Annotated in this window: 19 protein-coding genes; 6 read left to right on the top strand and 13 right to left on the bottom strand. The window is 72.1% G+C overall.

Features of this window, described 5'->3' with window-relative positions:
• Both M8C11_RS29695 and M8C11_RS29690 read right to left on the bottom strand, forming a co-directional pair.
• A partial coding sequence (locus M8C11_RS29695; RefSeq protein ID WP_252454722.1) for a helix-turn-helix domain-containing protein occupies positions 1 to 111 on the bottom strand: 111 nt, incomplete at its 3' end.
• A gap of 49 nt (positions 112 to 160) precedes the next feature.
• Positions 161 to 388, bottom strand: a complete 228-nt coding sequence (locus tag M8C11_RS29690; RefSeq protein WP_252454720.1) for a hypothetical protein — start codon at positions 386 to 388, stop codon at positions 161 to 163.
• Positions 389 to 480: 92 nt separating this feature from the next.
• On the opposite strand from M8C11_RS29690, the gene M8C11_RS29685 reads away from it, so the two are divergent.
• Positions 481 to 711, top strand: coding sequence for a hypothetical protein (locus M8C11_RS29685; protein ID WP_252454718.1), 231 nt, complete (start codon positions 481 to 483; stop codon positions 709 to 711).
• 232 nt (positions 712 to 943) lie between these two features.
• On the opposite strand, the gene M8C11_RS29680 is transcribed toward M8C11_RS29685, so the two are convergent.
• The 5 genes from M8C11_RS29680 to M8C11_RS29660 all read right to left on the bottom strand — a co-directional run bounded on the left by M8C11_RS29680 (position 944) and on the right by M8C11_RS29660 (position 4,109).
• Entirely contained in the window at positions 944 to 1,342 is a 399-nt protein-coding gene (locus M8C11_RS29680; protein ID WP_252454716.1) for a hypothetical protein, read from the bottom strand.
• 60 nt (positions 1,343 to 1,402) lie between these two features.
• Complete coding sequence (locus tag M8C11_RS29675) at positions 1,403 to 2,002, bottom strand: hypothetical protein (protein ID WP_252454714.1); 600 nt, start codon at positions 2,000 to 2,002, stop codon at positions 1,403 to 1,405.
• A gap of 182 nt (positions 2,003 to 2,184) precedes the next feature.
• On the bottom strand, positions 2,185 to 2,799 hold the full coding sequence (locus M8C11_RS29670; RefSeq protein WP_252454712.1) for a hypothetical protein: 615 nt from the start codon (positions 2,797 to 2,799) through the stop codon (positions 2,185 to 2,187).
• A gap of 257 nt (positions 2,800 to 3,056) precedes the next feature.
• Positions 3,057 to 3,515 carry a hypothetical protein gene (locus M8C11_RS29665; RefSeq protein ID WP_252454710.1) on the bottom strand — a complete coding sequence of 153 codons (459 nt, stop codon included), beginning with the start codon at positions 3,513 to 3,515 and terminating at the stop codon, positions 3,057 to 3,059.
• Positions 3,516 to 3,578: 63 nt separating this feature from the next.
• On the bottom strand, positions 3,579 to 4,109 hold the full coding sequence (locus tag M8C11_RS29660; RefSeq protein WP_252454708.1) for a hypothetical protein: 531 nt from the start codon (positions 4,107 to 4,109) through the stop codon (positions 3,579 to 3,581).
• 430 nt (positions 4,110 to 4,539) lie between these two features.
• On the opposite strand from M8C11_RS29660, the gene M8C11_RS29655 reads away from it, so the two are divergent.
• On the top strand, positions 4,540 to 5,151 hold the full coding sequence (locus tag M8C11_RS29655) for a GNAT family N-acetyltransferase (protein WP_252454706.1): 612 nt from the start codon (positions 4,540 to 4,542) through the stop codon (positions 5,149 to 5,151).
• Between the two features lie 93 nt (positions 5,152 to 5,244).
• Here M8C11_RS29655 and M8C11_RS29650 read toward each other — a convergent pair whose 3' ends face one another.
• Together M8C11_RS29650 and M8C11_RS29645 are read right to left on the bottom strand one after the other, a co-directional pair.
• Positions 5,245 to 7,092 (bottom strand): glycoside hydrolase family 15 protein, encoded by a 1,848-nt coding sequence (locus M8C11_RS29650; RefSeq protein WP_252454704.1) that lies wholly within the window; start codon positions 7,090 to 7,092, stop codon positions 5,245 to 5,247.
• 75 nt (positions 7,093 to 7,167) lie between these two features.
• Positions 7,168 to 8,124: an NAD(P)/FAD-dependent oxidoreductase gene (locus tag M8C11_RS29645; RefSeq protein WP_252454703.1), complete on the bottom strand. Its 957-nt coding sequence runs from the start codon at positions 8,122 to 8,124 to the stop codon at positions 7,168 to 7,170.
• 80 nt (positions 8,125 to 8,204) lie between these two features.
• On the opposite strand from M8C11_RS29645, the gene M8C11_RS29640 reads away from it, so the two are divergent.
• Positions 8,205 to 8,789 (top strand): helix-turn-helix domain-containing protein, encoded by a 585-nt coding sequence (locus M8C11_RS29640; protein ID WP_091421325.1) that lies wholly within the window; start codon positions 8,205 to 8,207, stop codon positions 8,787 to 8,789.
• A 52-nt stretch (positions 8,790 to 8,841) separates the two neighbouring features.
• The gene (locus M8C11_RS29635) at positions 8,842 to 9,636 is read left to right on the top strand and encodes an alpha/beta fold hydrolase (protein ID WP_252454701.1); all 795 of its coding nucleotides are present in this window, start codon (positions 8,842 to 8,844) and stop codon (positions 9,634 to 9,636) included.
• Between the two features lies 1 nt (position 9,637).
• Here the strand turns inward: M8C11_RS29635 and M8C11_RS29630 are convergent, their stop codons facing one another.
• Complete coding sequence (locus tag M8C11_RS29630) at positions 9,638 to 11,065, bottom strand: MFS transporter (RefSeq protein WP_252454699.1); 1,428 nt, start codon at positions 11,063 to 11,065, stop codon at positions 9,638 to 9,640.
• 74 nt (positions 11,066 to 11,139) lie between these two features.
• A complete protein-coding gene (locus M8C11_RS29625; RefSeq protein WP_120568655.1) occupies positions 11,140 to 11,598 on the bottom strand; it encodes a MarR family winged helix-turn-helix transcriptional regulator in 459 nt (152 codons plus the stop codon).
• 104 nt (positions 11,599 to 11,702) lie between these two features.
• Between M8C11_RS29625 and M8C11_RS29620 the strand changes: the two genes are divergently transcribed.
• On the top strand, positions 11,703 to 12,572 hold the full coding sequence (locus M8C11_RS29620; RefSeq protein ID WP_120568656.1) for a universal stress protein: 870 nt from the start codon (positions 11,703 to 11,705) through the stop codon (positions 12,570 to 12,572).
• 50 nt (positions 12,573 to 12,622) lie between these two features.
• Here the strand turns inward: M8C11_RS29620 and M8C11_RS29615 are convergent, their stop codons facing one another.
• Complete coding sequence (locus tag M8C11_RS29615; protein ID WP_121686631.1) at positions 12,623 to 13,966, bottom strand: hypothetical protein; 1,344 nt, start codon at positions 13,964 to 13,966, stop codon at positions 12,623 to 12,625.
• Entirely contained in the window at positions 13,963 to 14,466 is a 504-nt protein-coding gene (locus M8C11_RS29610) for a SigE family RNA polymerase sigma factor (RefSeq protein WP_121686663.1), read from the bottom strand. The genes M8C11_RS29615 and M8C11_RS29610 overlap by 4 nt, the downstream gene beginning before the upstream one ends.
• 141 nt (positions 14,467 to 14,607) lie before the next feature.
• Between M8C11_RS29610 and M8C11_RS29605 the strand changes: the two genes are divergently transcribed.
• Complete coding sequence (locus M8C11_RS29605; RefSeq protein ID WP_252454697.1) at positions 14,608 to 15,822, top strand: ROK family transcriptional regulator; 1,215 nt, start codon at positions 14,608 to 14,610, stop codon at positions 15,820 to 15,822.
• Positions 15,823 to 16,031: the final 209 nt, after the last annotated feature.

The raw sequence follows: 16,031 nt of genomic DNA, 5'->3' as shown, positions 1-16,031 counted from the left end.
GTTCCGCACCGTGTTCCGCGAGACCCCCAGCCGACGGCAGATGGCCTTGATCGCCATCCGCTCCGCTCGGTGCAACCGACGGATCTCCGCCCAGTCCTCCACGCTCAGCACCTCCCGATGCTTCCGGAAGGGGTCAAAAAATTCAGCCGGAACCACGGGGTCAGTTTTCAGGCGGAGCCGACACGCCTCCGATGCCGAGCGATACATCGCTGTGACGGGCACGGAAGTAGAACCGCTCGCCACTCGGCAAGTGACCTTCCATCTGCACCGGAGCTGCCTCACACGTCATCTGCGCCTCCCAGCCTTCGCTTTGCAAGGTGGTGGCGAGGCGGAGCCAGGAGGCCATGTGCTGCTGCATCCACCCCTGTGGCGCAGTCTCCTGGTCCATGCGGTCATGGTTCCACATCACGTGGGGACCTTGGCCGCACGAGACACCTCTGGTGGACGACGACGTGCTGCTGGAGCCGTAGGGTGCCGGACATGCCTGAGGAAGAGGAAGTCGTTCTTCGTCTCGACCGACCGTCAGCTACGGCGCTTGCCGACCTGATCTACAACGTCGGGGAGCACCAGGCCGCCGGCATGGCCATCGCTGAGCTGTCGACGGACGACAGCGAGCGGCTCGGACGGGTGCTCCGTGACCTCTGGCGAGCCTTGGGCGTCCCGCTTCCGTACGGTGGTGTCAGCGGCAGAGAACCTCGTCGCCGGGCCTGATCCCTCGCGCTGGGAGTCGCTGACAGCACGGGCGGGCGAAAGAAGGGCTCAGTCGACGACCAAGTGCTGGTGGCATCGGTCGCCGGCGGTGTCCGGCAGCAGGACGCAGCCGCACACCTGGCACGTCCCCAGCGGCCGTACCACGATCCCGTGCGCTGTCCGGCGTGGTTGGAGTGGGCAGCCGGCGGGCCGGCTGCCGCCTGTCCAGCACCGTCGGACGTTCACACGTCGCCTAGCAGTTCAGGATGGCGCGCTCGACGTCCGCGCCGGCCTGGACGACCACGGTGTCGGCGCGGAGTTCCTCGGGAAGGTGGTCCCGCTGCCCTTCGTGCGCGAGCAGGGTGGGGGAGCCAGGTGGAAGTACCACGGCATCGGAGAGTCCGATGAACTCGACGAGCATGTCGAGAACCGCGCCGGCGGAGAATCGGCTGATCGTGAAACTGTCGAGAGTGTCGCCGGTGAGGGCGGCGTAGACATCTGCCGTGCCGCCGTCCTCGGCGCTGATGTGCCAATGGCTGGGCTGCGGTGCTCGGCGGTCGACACGGGGCGCAAAGACAGCCAGGAAGGCGTCAGCCGCCATCGGGGCGGCGTCGCCCTGCACGAAACGCTGAACGAACATGTCATAGCCCACCCCGGCAAGCTAGCGCCTCGGCCAGAACGATCATGTCCAGTATCAGCCGGGAGACGACATCTACTCGTCACTGCGGCAGGGGCGTCCGTCGGCGTCAGGCGTCTCGACGCGGATGAAGTAGCCGATCGGCACTCTCTGCTCGCGCTGCATCCCGAGGACGTTGAATCGCACTTCGTGCGTTGCGAAAGAGAACCCCGCACACGGAGGCTGATAGTTCAGAAGGAGATCTTCGGAGAAGCGCAGGGTCACCCACACGAATATCTGATCGCCCGCCGGAAGGTCGATCGGCTCGAAGGGAGTGGCCTTTCCCCTCTCGAAGCCCTCACGGTCGACATCCATGTTCACATGAACCTGATCAACGACGTAGCCGGGGCCGCCGTCTTTGGTCACTTCCTTGAGGCGGATGGTCAGCGGTCCGCGGTTGGCGATGCTGAACCCGTAATCGATGCTTCGACCGGGCTGCGCGAGGTACCGGTACTCCGTGTAGGGACCAGCAGTGGCGCTCGACAACGCCTGCGGGTTCGCTCCGAAGTTTCCTTGGTGCAGCTCGTATCTCAGCGTGATCGTGAGGTAGGTGGACAGCAGCACGAGCACCACAACCAGGGCCGCGAGAATTGTCTTGCCTCGACGCCTGGCGCGGCGGGCAGCGTTCGGCACCACGACGGAATCGTAGAGCGACGACGGTGGCACCCGCCGACCCGGAAAGGACCCGGATCGCGCCGCGCTCAGCCGGGCAGATCCGCCACACCCGACTGACTTGCCTGGGCGGAGGAGTGCCTGACATCCAACGTCGATATCAGATCCTCGGCCAGCGGGCGTCTACTCCAGCGGACCGCTCGGTCCTACCCTGGCGTGGGGATGGTCTTGACGATCGCCGTTGCCAGGGACGTGGCCTTCTCCTGAGCGATTGCGGTGACGTCGGTGGCGGTGCTCAGTTTGGGCGGCCAGAAGGTGAGCGCCTCGACACTGATGAGCAGCGAGCCGTGCGCGAAGATCAGCCGCGCGTTGCCCGGCAGGAACGGCATTCCTTCAGCGCTTTCCGGGTTCACCCGGCTCACCGTCGCCGTGGTCAGCCGCGCGCTCGTCGATCCGATGGTCATCGTGCGTGCGCCCCACCGGGCGGTGGCCATCCCGATGTTGAGTCGGAAATCCTTACTGGGGCAACGTGCGGTGCGCGCCGTACGCGCAGCCGCAGCGGCCGCCGAGGCATCGCGCAGACCGATCACTGTGACGTTCAGAAGGGTTCTCGGGGGCTGGACGTCGGCGAAGATCCCTACAGGATTGACCTCCAGGCCCGCGCCCCACACCTGATCGAATTCCAACCCGCCCCCGTTCGACCGGCCGGGGTCGGCAATGAGCAGGTCGCAGGGTTCATAGGGTTCGCCGACCTCGATCGTGCGCTCCCGGATGTCGTCGCCGACATCGGCCCGCTCGACCAGCTGGCGAATCGTCGCCATCAGCGCCTCCTGCTCGGTGGGCGATGCCGACGGTGCGGGATCCACTGAGGGTGCCGGAGGCGGTGGCGGGTCGGCTCGTGTGACGCAGCCGGCAAGGCCCAGCACCACCAGTACGCCGGCGACAAATGATCCGCCGCGAACCCGATCAACGATCCTCACGAAATCCCCGCTTCCGCTCGGGGTGCAGCATATGGCTCATCACGTCTGGCGTTTGCCCGTGCGCGGTCGCTGCGGTAGACGAGACATGCGGGAGCCGCTCAGGCTGGATGGTCGCGCAGGAACGACTGGGCCGCCACCTTAGCGGCCGCAGTCGCCTCCTCCGTCTGGTCGAAGGCCGCGCCCCATCCGACGTAGACCTCCAGGAAGCGATCGGCCACGGGTCGCAGCTCCGGCAACTGGGAATAGGCCGCGTGCCAGTAGATCTCGTACGCCAGGTCCTCGGCGTCACCGTCTCCCGCAACGATGTCCGCCGCTGCCTGACGCATGAGGTGCAGCCGGGCGCCGCGCTCGTCCGGCACCGGCGAGCCGAGTTCGTCCATCGCCTGCCGGAACAGATCGACTGCCTCCCGCGACTGACCCTTCGACAGGCCGGCAAGCTCACGCAGGCCCGGCGAGTCGACGCCTCGGGTCAGAGCGTGAGCAGCCGCCATCGGCAGGTCGTCGCCGACCGGTTCGTCCATCGCCAACCGGACGGCGAGGTCGCGCAGGTGCTCCACGCCCGAGAGGCTAGGCGATGTACGGGGGCAGCGTCGGCCGTCGCGGTGCGGTGTGGTGACGGGTCAACGGATGCCCGCGGCGTGGAGGCGCCCGGTGGCGTCCGGGTCGATGCTGGTCCGCACGAGCGAGCCGGGCGCATCCGCGGAACCGGTACTGAACGCGGTCACCACCAGCACGACGGACAGGACCGGCATGAACAGCGTCCGGACCAGCATGGCCCAGCATGCCTTGACGCCGATCCGGCTGCCGTCCTTGACCCGCACGAGCTGCGTGCCGGTGAGGACGGCACCGAGCGCCCGGCCGTTGCCGTAGCGGAGGCCGTAGAGCACCGGCACCAGTACGAACAACGCGAGCACCGCCCCGGCGAGGGCACCGCCGGAGAGGGTCACCGCGCGGTCCACCACGGACAGGGCGACGACACCTACCGCGACAGCGAACAGGCACACCACGAAGTCGATGAGCCAGGACATGACCTGCGCCAGCGTGCCCGCCTTGACGTACAGCGTGCCGTTGCCGAACATCGCGATCCGCTTGGCCTTCCGGGCACCGAGCACGTGCTCCGCCTGCGCCTGGGCGGCTTCCAGTCGGGTCAACGGCCGGCCCGTGGCGCGGACTGTCACAGCGTTCTCCCGTTGTTGTAGCGGGCGCGACGTGCGCTTCGCCTGGATACGGACACCGTCCGGTGCCGCATTCCGCTGCAGAGTAGTCGACGACGCGATGGCTGCTCATGTCCGACGTCGAGGCCACTGGCGCCATACATCCCTGCGTCGCGGGCGTGTCGTGCCGGTCCAGCGTCGCCTTGGAGGCGCGGTTCCTGGTGGCGCGGCGCCCGATATGACCACGAGGCATATTTACGACTGGAGTCATATCGCTCGGAGGTATGAGCCTTCCGGCAGGGCATGACCGTGTGTGATCGAACGGCCTGGCTGGGCCGGAACGGCGAGGAGACGCCGCCGAGCGCCCAGCGGCCGGTCACCGCCAAAACCGTTGGGCCGCCCGGCTTGCCTCGGGCACGATCGGCTAGTGGACACCTACCTGGAAACCGAGCGCCTGGTCCTGCGCCGGTTCACAGCCGATGACGCGGACCTGCTGATCGAGCTGGACAGCGACCCAGCGGTGATGCGTTACCTGAGCGGCGGCGATCCGACCCCGCCGGAGGTCATCCGCGAGCGCTACCTCCCGAACATCCTCGCGGGCTACGAGAAGTGGAACGGCGACCTCGGACTGTTCGCCGCGCACGAGAAGCACGGCGGCGCGTTCGTCGGCTGGTTCATCCTGCGCCCCGCGCCGGAGGGCGCGCTGGACGAAGTCGAACTCGGCTACCGTCTGCGGCAGGTGGCCTGGGGCAACGGTTATGCCACCGAGGGTTCGCGGGCCCTGCTGGGCAAGGCGTTCACGGAGCTGAGTGTCCGTGTGGTCTGGGCTACGACGATGTCCGTCAACCACGGTTCGCGCAACATCATGGCGAAGCTCGGAATGTCGCTCGTGGACACCTACCCCACCCCCTCGGACGTGGGGGTGATCGAGGGCGCCGAACACGGCGGCGTGCGGTACGAGATCACCAAGGCGCAGTGGGAACGGCAGGCGATCGGCGCGGGGCCGCGGCGGCGACGATGGCGACCGGCAGTGGCATGAACGCGATCGGGACGAGGAGGTCGAGGCTTGCGACCCGCCCGAGCATGTCCGGCGGTACCCGTTGCTGGAGCAGCGGACCGGAGATCGCCGGAGTTACCGGCGCAGGCGGGCGTGGGCGTCGGCGTCGAGCAGGTCGTTGACCGCCAGCGCCGAGTTGATCAGGGCGAGGTGGCTGAACGCCTGCGGGTAGTTGCCGATCTGCTCACCGGTCGAGGCGATCTCCTCGGCGTAGAGGCCGAGGTGGTTGCTGAAGGTGAACATCTTCTCCAGCGTGAGCCGGGCGTCGTCCCGCCGGCCGGAGCGGGCCAGTGCCTCGACGTACCAGAAGGTGCACATGTTGAACGTGCCCTCGTGGCCGGGCAGCCCGTCGGGGGAGTGCAGCGGGTCGTACCGGTGGACCAGGCTGTCCGAGACCAGATCCCGCTCGATCGACTCCAGCGTGGACAGCCACAGCGGGTCGCTGGGCGTGACGAAGCCGACCGCCGGCATGTAGAGCAGCGCGGCGTCGAGCACGTTCTCGTCGTACGCCTGCACGAAGCTGCCGCGTTCCCGGTGGAAACCGCGGGCCATGACCTGGTTGTAGATCCGGTTGCGCTGTTCGGTCCAGCAGCTCATGTCCCCGGGCCGGCCGGTGCGGGCGGCCAGGCGGATGGCCCGGTCCAGCGCCACCCAGGACATCACCCGGCCGAACGTGTAGTTGCGGGGGTGGTGGCGGCTCTCCCAGATGCCGGCGTCACGTTGGTCCCAGTTGTGGCAGAGCCAGTCGATCAGGCGCACGGTGCTCTTCCACACCTGGTGCGACACGCGGATGCCCTGCTCGTCGGCGAGGTGCATGGCGTACAGCGCCTCGCCGTGGATGTCGAGCTGGATCTGGTCGGCCGCGCCGTTGCCGATCCGGACCGGCCGGGAGCCCCGGTACCCCTCCAGGTGGTCCAGGACCTCCTCGTGCAGGTCGGAGGAGCCGTCGACCCGGTACATGATCTTCAGCGGGTCCTGGTGGTCGCCGGCCTCGCGGATGCGCTCGTCGAGCCAGTCCATGTACCGGCTGACCTCCTCGGTGAACCCGAGGCCGAGCAGCGCGTGCACGGAGAACGAGGTGTCGCGTACCCAGGTGTAGCGGTAGTCCCAGTTGCGGGAGCCGCCGACCAGCTCGGGCAGCGCGGCGGTCGGCGCGGCGATCATCGCGCCGGTCGGCGCGTACGTCATGAGTTTGAGCGTGATGGCGGAGCGCTCGACCATCTCCCGCCAGCGGCCGGTGTAGCGGGAGCGTTCGACCCAGCGCCGCCAGTAGTCCCGGGTCCACTCGAACATGCCCTGGACCTCTTCCGGCGGGATGATCCGGGGTTCCTCACTGCCGGTCTCCAGGATCACCCCGCCGGTGTCGCCCTCGTTGAGGGTGCCGTACGCGATGAGGTCGCCGCCCTCCATGCGGATCTCGCCGGTCTGGGCCCAGAGTTGCCGCACCGGGTCGATCGGGTTGAAGGTGAGCGTCTCGGACGGGCTGCGGAACAGGTAGCCGTTGCGGTGCCGCTCCAGCTCGTGGCTCTGGCGTGCGTAGTCGAACCGGGGCCGGCACTCGACCCGGAATCGCATGCTGCCGCGCACCATGTTGACCATGCGCACGATGCGGTGCGAGTCGGTGACCCGCTCACCGGTGACCGGCATGAAGTCGATCACCTCGGCGACGCCGTCCGCGCTGATGAACCGGGTGATCAGGATCGGCGTGCCGGGCAGGTAGAGCTGCTTGGTGACGTACCGGACCTCGTGCGGGGCGATCTGGAAGAAGCCGCCCTTGTCCTTGTCCAGCAGCGCGCAGAAGATGCTCGGCGAGTCGAAGCGCGGCGCGCAGAACCAGTCGATCGTCCCGTCACAGGTCACCAGCGCGGCGGTCTGGAGGTCGCCGATGAGACCGTGATCCTCGATCGCCGGATAGCCCTCCACGTCGCCCCCCAGGTTCCGACTGCCCTCTCCGACTCAACCTAGGGGAAGAATTGTCAGGTTAGGGAGGATTCGTGGTCACCCACCCTCCCGCGCGTCACGCCGGGCCTCGACCGCCCGGCGGGTCTCCTCCTGCACCAGGTCCGCGTTGATCATCGCCGCGGTCCAGGCACCCGCCGCCGCGGCGGCCCCGACCTGCGCCGACAGGTCGGTCACGTTGCCGGCGACCCACACCCCGGGCACATCGGTACGCCCCGCCTCGCCGGCCGGCAGGTACTCGCCCATCCCGCTGGGGTGCGGCTGCGGGTGCAGCCCCAGTCCGGCAAGAAACCCGGTCCGCGCCACCATCCGGGGCGCGACGGTGAGCACCTCGCGGTCGACTGTGCGGCCGTCGCGCAGGCGTACCCCGGTCAGCCGGTCCCCGTCCGTCTCGACGGCCGCGACCTCACCCTCGACCACCGGCACGCCGCGCGCGGCGAGCTGCTCGGCCTGCTCGTCGGTGAGCGGCGGCGCGGTGTGCCGCAGGTAGACCACGTCGTCGCTCCACTGCCGGAACAGCAGCGTCTGGTGCACCGACATGGGGCCGGTGCCGAGCACCCCGATCGGCCGCTCGCGCACCTCCCAGCCGTGGCAGTACGGGCAGTGCACCACGTCCCGCCCCCAGCGCTCGCGCAGGCCGGGCATCTCGGGCAGCTCGTCGACCAGGCCGGTGGCGACCAGCACGTGCCCGGCGCGGATCCGGCGGCCGTCGGCGAGTGCCACCTCGAACCCGGCGTCGTCGCGGGCCACCTTCTCGACCCGGCCCTCGGTCAGGTGCCCGCCGTAGCGGCCGACCTCGTCCCGGCCGCGCGCCAGCAGCTCGGCCGGCGGCACGCCGTCGTGCCCCAGCAGGGCGTGCACCCCGTCGGCGGGCGCGTTGCGCGGCTCGCCGCCGTCCACCACCAGCACCGACCGGCGTGCCCGGGCCAGCATGAGCGCGCCGCTGAGCCCGGCCGCGCCGCCGCCGATCACCAGTACCTCGTAGTTCTCGGTCATCGTGACCACCTCCGCGACCAGATTGCGGCGAGGCCCGACAGAACTGCAAACTCTGTTGCTGATGTGGCAAACTGGTGGGCATGGACGACGACCTCGACCAGGCCCTCGACGCGGTCGGCCCCCGGCTGCGCGCGCTGCGCCGCGAGCGGGAGACCACCCTCACCGACCTCTCCGCCGCCACCGGCATCTCGGTGAGCACGCTGTCCCGGCTGGAGTCCGGCGGCCGCAAGCCGACGCTGGAACTGCTGCTCCCGCTGGCCCGCGCGCACGGCGTCACGCTCGACGAGCTGGTCGGCGCCCCGCCCACCGGCGATCCGCGCGTCCACCTGCGGCCGGTCGCCGCGTTCGGGATGACCATGCTGCCGCTGACCCGCCGCGCCGGCGGCATCCAGGCGTACAAGCTGATCATCCCGGCCGGCGGGCGGTCCGAGCCCGAGCCGAAGACCCACGAGGGGTACGAGTGGGTCTACGTGCTCAACGGGCGGCTGCGGCTCGTGCTCGGCGAGCACGACCTGGTGCTCGAACCCGGTGAGGCGGCCGAGTTCGACACCCGCGTCCCGCACTGGTTCGGCCGCGCCGACAGCGAGGGGGTGGAGTTCCTCAGCCTCTTCGGCAGCCAGGGCGAACGCGCCCACCTGCGCGCCCGCCCCCGCGCGTCCCGCTGAGGGGCGTCCGCGAACGGGCCCGCCACGGCGCCGGGGGCGCGACGATCGGCGGGTGACCTATGCGGACGTCGGCGGGCTGCGGATCTGGTACGAGGAGCACGGCACCGGCAGGCCGCTGGTCCTGCTGCACGGCGGATACGGGTCGACGGAGACGTTCGCGCCGGTCCGGCAGGCGCTCGCCGCGCGCCGCCGGCTGATCGCCGTCGACCTGCGGGGCCACGGCCGCACCGGCGGTCTGGACCGGCCGCTGCGGTACGAGTCGATGGCCGACGACGTGGCCGGGCTGCTGCGCCTGCTCGGCCTGCCTCGGGCCGACGTGCTCGGCTACTCGCTCGGCGGCGGGGTGGCCCTGCGTACCGCGATCCAGCACCCCGCCCTGGTCCGCCGCCTCGTGCTCGTCTCCACGCCGTTCCGGCGGCGCGGTTGGTACCCGGAGACGCTGGCCGCGATGTCCGCCCACGACGAGCGCGCCGCCGAGCGCATGCGCGGCACCCCGCCGTACGAGCGGTACGCGCGGGTCGCGCCCCGCCCGCAGGACTGGCCCCTGCTCTGGGCCCGCAGTGGGGAACTGCTGCGGCGGGACTACGACTGGTCCGCAGAGGTGGCCGCGCTGCCGATGCCGGTGCTGCTGGTCTTCGCCGACGCGGACGAGATCCCGGTGAGCCACGCGGCGGAGTTCTTCGGCCTGCTCGGCGGCGGCCACCGGGACGCGGGCGGCGACGGCGACCGTCCCGCGTCCCGGCTCGCGGTGCTGCCCGGGCTGACCCACTACGACGTGGTGGCCTCACCGGCGCTGCCGGCGGCGGTGCTGCCGTTCCTCACCCGTCCGGCCCGCGCCCCCGGCTGACTCACCCCACGAGCGCCGGGGCGTCGGCGCGCTCCGCCGCGCGGGGGCGCAGCAGCGCGTACGCGAGCACGACGGCGACCACCAGGAGCCCTCCGCCGATCGCGAACGCCAGGTGGAAGCCGCTTGTCAGCGCCGTGGCCCGGTCGTCGCCGAGCGCGACGCGGCCGGCCGTGCGGGCGGCGGCCAGCGTGGACAGCACCGCGACGCCGAACGCCATGCCGATCTGCTGCGTGGTGTTGAACAGCCCGGAGGTGAGCCCGGCATCGTCGGGGCGGGCGGCGGACATGCCGAGCGCGGTGAGCGCCGGCAGCACCAGCCCGAACCCGCCGGCGAGCAGCATCACCGGGAGCACGTCGCGCAGGTAGCGGCCGTCCACCGGCACCCGGGCCAGCAGCGCGAACATGGCGGCGAGCAGCACGAGCCCGGCGATCAGCACGACCCGCTCGCCGAAGCGGGCGTTGAGCCGGGCCGAGACGCCGAGCGACACCGCGCCGATGACGACGGCGGCCGGGAGCAGCGCCAGCCCGGTGCGCGTGGCGTCGTAGCCGAGCACCTGCTGGAGGTAGAGCGTCACGAGCACCTGGAACGCGAACGTCGCGGCGACGGTGAGGATCTGGACCACGTTCGCCACGGCGACGCCGCGCGAGCGCAGGAGCCGCAACGGCATGAGCGGGCGGCGCGCGGTGGCCTGCCGGACCACGAAACCGGCGACGAGAGCGGCGGCGAGCGCGCCCAGGCCGAGCGTGTGCGCCGACGTCGCCCCGTGCCGCTCGATCGTGACCACCGTGTAGATGCCCAGCACGAGCCCGGCGGTGACCAGCAGCGCGCCCGCCACGTCGGCCCCGGCGGCCAGGCCCAGACCCCGGTCGGCGGGCAGCGTGCGGACCGCGAGCGTGATCGTGGCCAGGCCGATCGGCAGGTTGATCAGGAAGATCCAGTGCCAGCCCAGCGCGTCGGTGAGCAGGCCGCCGGCGACCTGGCCGATGGCCGCCCCGGCCGCGCCGGTGAAGGCGAACACGGCGAACGCCCGCGCCCGCTCGGCGGCGTCGGGGAAGAGCGTGACCAGGATGCCGAGGCTCACCGCTGTGGCCGCCGCGCTGCCGATGCCCTGGAGGAAGCGGGCCGCGACGAGCGTGGCGCTGTTCTCCGCGAGCCCGGCCAGCACCGACGCGGCGGTGAACAGCGCGGTGCCGCCGAGGAACATCGCCCGGCGCCCGATCAGGTCGCCGAGCCGGCCGGCGAGCAGGAGCAGGCTGCCGAACGCGATCAGGTACGCGTTGACCACCCAGCTCAGGCCGGCCGGGGAGAAGCGCAGGTCGCGCTGGATGGCGGGCATCGCCACGGTGACGATGCTGCCGTCGAGGATGGTCATCAGGGCGCCGGTGGCGAGCACGCCGAGGGCGAGCCGGCGGGAGCGGGGAGCGGACATGGAGTCCTCCTGTCGAGAGGTGCGACAGGAGAGACCGTAACGGATAGTCCCGTTACAGACAATCTATTTGGAGACTATTGGCGGGCGCGGCGTGCCGGCTTCGGACTCTGCACCGGCGTGGCCAGGTGGCCGCCGGCCAGGCGCCGCAGCGCGCGCAGGAAGACCTCCCGCTCGTCGTCCGGCAGGCTCGCGAGCGCCTCGGCGTGTACCCGGTCGACGATCTCCTGGCTGCGCGCGGCGACCCGGGCGCCCTCCTCGGTCACCGCGATGATCCGCGCCCGCCGGTCCGTACGCGCCGGACGCCGTTCGGCCAGCCCGGCCCGCTCCAGCGCGTCCACCGTGACGACCATCGTCGTCTTGTCCATGTCGCCCATCTCGGCGAGCTGGATCTGCGTACGCTCCTCGGGCAGCGCGTGCGCGAGCACGCAGTGCATCCGGGCGGTCAGCCCGATCTCGGCGAGCGCCGCCGCCACCCGGGTACGCAACACGTGGCTGGTGTGGTCGAGTAGGTACGACAGGTCCGGGGTGCTCATCCGCCCAGCGTACCGATGATTCCGTGGCGGACGATCCGGCTCGGACCCGGTCCGGACCCGGATACGATCTTGTGAGATGTCATCGGTGAGAGAGGTTGGGTGCGGTGAGCGACGAGCACGGCAGGCAAGTGGTGGTGGGTTACGACGGGTCTCCGGCCGCTAGCGCCGCCATCGAGGCGGGCGCGCTGCTGTTCCCCGGCGCGCACGCGTGGATCGGGCATCTGTGGACGCCTCCGTTCGCCAGCGAGGAACTCCGCAAGCGGCTCTGGACCGGCACCCGCGACATCAACGTGTTCGTCGAGGCGATCGAGCGCGAGGGCGGCCGGGAGGCCGACCGGATGACGTCCGTCGGCGTGATGCTGGGCCGCGCCGCCGGCTGGGACGCCGAGCCGCTCGTGTGCCGCAGCTACGGCGGCGAAGGGCTCCGGCTCGCCGAGCTGGCCGACGAGAAGCAGGCCGACGTGCTGCTGCTCGGCTCCCGGGGCCTCGGCGGCGCCCGCGCGGTGCTCGGCAGCGTCTCCGACATGGCCGTGCACTACAGCCCGCGTCCCGTGCTCGTCGTGCCGCACCCGCTGCTGACCGACGAGTACGACGCGCTCGCCGCCGGCCCGGTGGTGGTCGGCTGGGACGCCTCCGCCGGGTCCGAGGCCGCACTCGCCGCCGCCCGCCGCCTCTTCCCCGAGCGGGAGATCGTCCTGGTCGCCGTCGACGGCGACGAGGGGGACGCGCCGGAGACGGTCGACGGGGTGACCACGGTGCGCGTACGCGCCGGCGGCGGCGCGCCCGGCCGCGCGGTGGCCGACGCGCTCTCCGCCGTCGCCACCGAGCGCAAGGCGAGCCTGGTCGTGGTCGGCTCGCGCGGCCGGACCGCGGTCCGCAAGATCCTGCTCGGCAGCGTCGCCATGGCCACGCTGCACCGCGCCCACCGGCCGGTCATGGTGGTCCCGCAGAGCCCGGTCCGCGAAGCCGAGTAGCCCTCCGCGCCGACCGCGCGGGTGTCTCCCCGGCCGGGGAGACACCCGCGTCATCGCCGCCCGCGGCGCAGCCACCGGTACGCCGCCAGGCCGCCGAGCGCCAGCGCCACGAGGCCCGCCCCCCACCACGCCCGGCCGCCGGGGCCCGACGGCGGATCGGCCTCGCGGACCCGGCCGGCGTGCACCACCGAGTCCGCCACGTCGACGGCGAGCACCTGGTCCGGCGCGGTGAGCAGCGTGACCGGAGCGGCGGCACCGGGTGTCAGGCCCAGCACCCGGATCGACCGCACGTTGCCGTACGCGGTCCGCTGGTCCATCTCCAGCCCGTCGGCGTACCGGCTCGGCGCGCTCGGCTCGGGCCGGTACGCGACCACCCATGCGGTCCCGTCCGGCAGCCAGCCGAGCAGCCGGATCGCCGTCACGCCCGAGACGGCGGCCAGCGGGGGCGCGGGCAGCTCCCGGCCGTCGGTGTCGACCCGGCGCAGCCGCCACCGGTCGCCGGCCGACTCGTGTGCGACCAGCGCCAGCGAGCCGTCCGGCAGCCAGGCCCCTTTGCCTGCGAGCGCGGTGTCGGCCGGCAGCGGGAACGAGAAGAGCTGCCGTCCGTCCGGGCTGCTCACGAGCACCTTCGTGCCGACCTGGAAGGCCAGCCGCGACCCGTCGGCGGCGAACGCCACCGGCGAGCCGAATCCCGGCACCTGCGTGGTCTCCAGCAGCCGGACCGCCCGGCCGGTGTCCAGCCGCACCAGGCTGAGCGTGTTGACGTACGAGTTGCGCTCCGGATTCGCCGGCGTCGTGTCCACGACCGCCAGCGCCGACCCGTCCGGCGCCCAGCCGGCCGGACCCGTCCACACACTGCCCGGCCGAGGGCTGGGCAACCGCCGCACCGTGCCGCCCGCCAGGTCGATCACGTCCACGCCGGGGCTGGTGGGCGACCCGTCGGGCACCGCGAGGAACCGCCCGTCCGGGGACAGCAGCACTCCCTCCCCGGCCGGCGCCTCGAAGCCCACCGTCCACGTCCGGTACCGGTCCGCGTCCGCCCCGACGATGCCGACAGTGCCGTTCTCGTCGAACAGGCCGGTCAGCCTTCGCGCCTGCCCGCTGAACACCACCGACGCCGGGCCGAGCGCGGGCCGGTCGGTGGCCCGCAACGCGCCGAACGGCGGCAGCCCGAGCCGGTCCGGCAGCGCCGCCCCGTCCGAGCCCGCCGGTGCGGTCCGGCCGTCCCCGCGTACCGTGAGCGGCACGGCCGCCACCAGCGCCAGCACCGCCGCGACCGCCGCGGCGGCCCGCCACCGCGTGCGCCGCGCGGTCCGCACCGCCCGGTCGTGCACCGGGTACGCGGGCACCTCGGCCGCCGCCTCCCGCAACGCCTCCCGCAGCCGTACGCTCACCGCTCGCTCCTCTCCGGCGTCCGCTCCAGCAGGTCGGGGACCAGGTCCCGCAGGCGGCGTACGGCGTCGTGCCCGTGCCGCTTCACGGTGCCCACCGAGCAGCCGAGCACCTCGGCCACCTGCGCCTCGGTCAGGTCCTCGTAGTACCGCAGCACCACCACGGCCCGCTGCCGCGCGGTGAGCCGCCGCAGTGCCGCCACCACGCTCAGCCGCAGCGCCGTGTCGTCGGTGTGGTCGCCGCCGCCGCGCTCGGCCGGCGTCGCGTCCAGCCGTTCGGTCACCCGCCGACGGCGCCACCAGGAGACCTGCTGGTGGTACATGACCCGGCGCACGTACGCCTCCGGATCCCCCTCCCGGATCCGCCGCCAGTGGCGGTAGGTGCGGGCCAGCGCGCTCTGCAACAGATCCTCGGCGAGCTGGTGATCGCCGGTCAGCAGGTACGCGGTCCGCGACAACGCCGGTGACCGCTGCACCACGAACTCCCGGAACGACTCCGACATGCCCACCCCCTCACCGCAATGAACGCCGGTCGGGCCCTCGATGGTTGAGGCGGCCGTCCCCGCGCGGCGGGCGCTGGCACCCGTCGATGTGCGGGAACTATCCTCGGGCCACAAGCCAGTCGCCATCCGACGGAGTGGTCGATGCTGAAAGGTCTGGCAGTGGACCGGCACGTGCAGGGGGACAGCCGCCGGCTCAACCTCGGCGCGCTGCTGCGGCGCGTCCACCTGACCGGCCCGGTCACGCGCGTCGAGCTGGCCGAGTGGATGGGCGTCAACCGCAGCACGGTCATGGCACTCACTGCGGAACTCGCGGCGGCCGGCCTGGTCCGGGAGGTCACGGCGGGCGGCAGCGGACGCGCCGGGCGTCCCTCCCGTGTGGTGCGTCCCGCGTCCGACGCCGTCTACGTCATCGCCTTCGACATCGCCGTGGACCGGCTCGTGGCCGCCCGCGTCGGGCTCGGCGGTGTGGTGTCGGCGCGGCTGGAGGCGGAACGGCCACGGGCCGGGGCCGACCTCGACTCCGTGGTCTCGGTGCTCGCCGACTTCGGACGGGCGCTGCACCACGCCGCGCCACCCGGATCGGTGTGCGTGGGCGTGGGCGCCTCCTACTGCGGCATGATCCGGCCGGGGGACGGGATGGTCCGGTTCGGGCCGGACATGGGGTGGGTGGACCAGGCGTTCGGCGCCGAGCTGGCCCGGCGGCTGGACCTGGGCCTGCCCGTCCTGGTCGGCAACGAGGCGCACCTCGGCGCGCTGGCCGAGCATCAGCGCGGCGCCGGAGTCGGCGTGCAGAACCTGGTCTACCTGCACGGCGACGTCGGTGTGGGCGGCGGGATCATCGTGGGCGGGGAACTGCTCGACGGCGACGGCGGGTACGCCTCCGAGGTCGGGCACATGCTCGTGAACCCGTACCAGGGGAGGCCCTGCGGCTGCGGCTCGCGCGGGTGCCTGGAGGCCGAGGTCGGCGAGCGGGCGCTGCTGGACGTCGCGGGCCGACCCGCGCAGGAGAAGGGACGCGAGGCGGTACGCGCCGTGGTCGCCGCCGCCGTGCGCGGAGAACCGGCCGCGCAGGACGCGCTGCGGCACATCGGTGACTGGCTGGGCATCGGCGTGGCGAACGTGATCAACCTGTTCAACCCCGGCGTGGTGATCTTCGGAGGCACGCTCAGCGAGGTCTTCCCGGTCTGCGCCAGCCACGTCCGCAGCCGGATCGCGGCCAACGTGCTGCCCATCTCCCGCGACAAGGCCCGGCTGCGCGTGTCCGCGCTCGGCTACGACGCGACCTTGATCGGCGCCGCCGAACTGGGCTTCTCACCCCTCTTCGCCGACCCCCTGGGCGTCCCCACTCCCGGGTGAGCCGGCACCGTGCACCGCCGCGCGTCCAGCCCTCCGAATCGCGTTGATCTTGCACTTCCGGCCCTGACAAAGCGCGCCAAAGCGGCATCCCGGGGGCCGAAACTGCAAGATCGCCGGGGCGAGGCGGGGCGGGGCGGGGCGGGGCGGGGCGGGCGGTCAGGGGGTCAGGCGGTGGGTGAGCCAGGGGAGCAGGGCTTCGCCCTGTCGGC

Origin of the sequence: Micromonospora sp. CPM1, assembly GCF_023896895.1 — a bacterium.
Taxonomy (GTDB): domain Bacteria; phylum Actinomycetota; class Actinomycetes; order Mycobacteriales; family Micromonosporaceae; genus Micromonospora; species Micromonospora tulbaghiae.
This window is presented reverse-complemented; position numbering and strand designations above follow the sequence as displayed.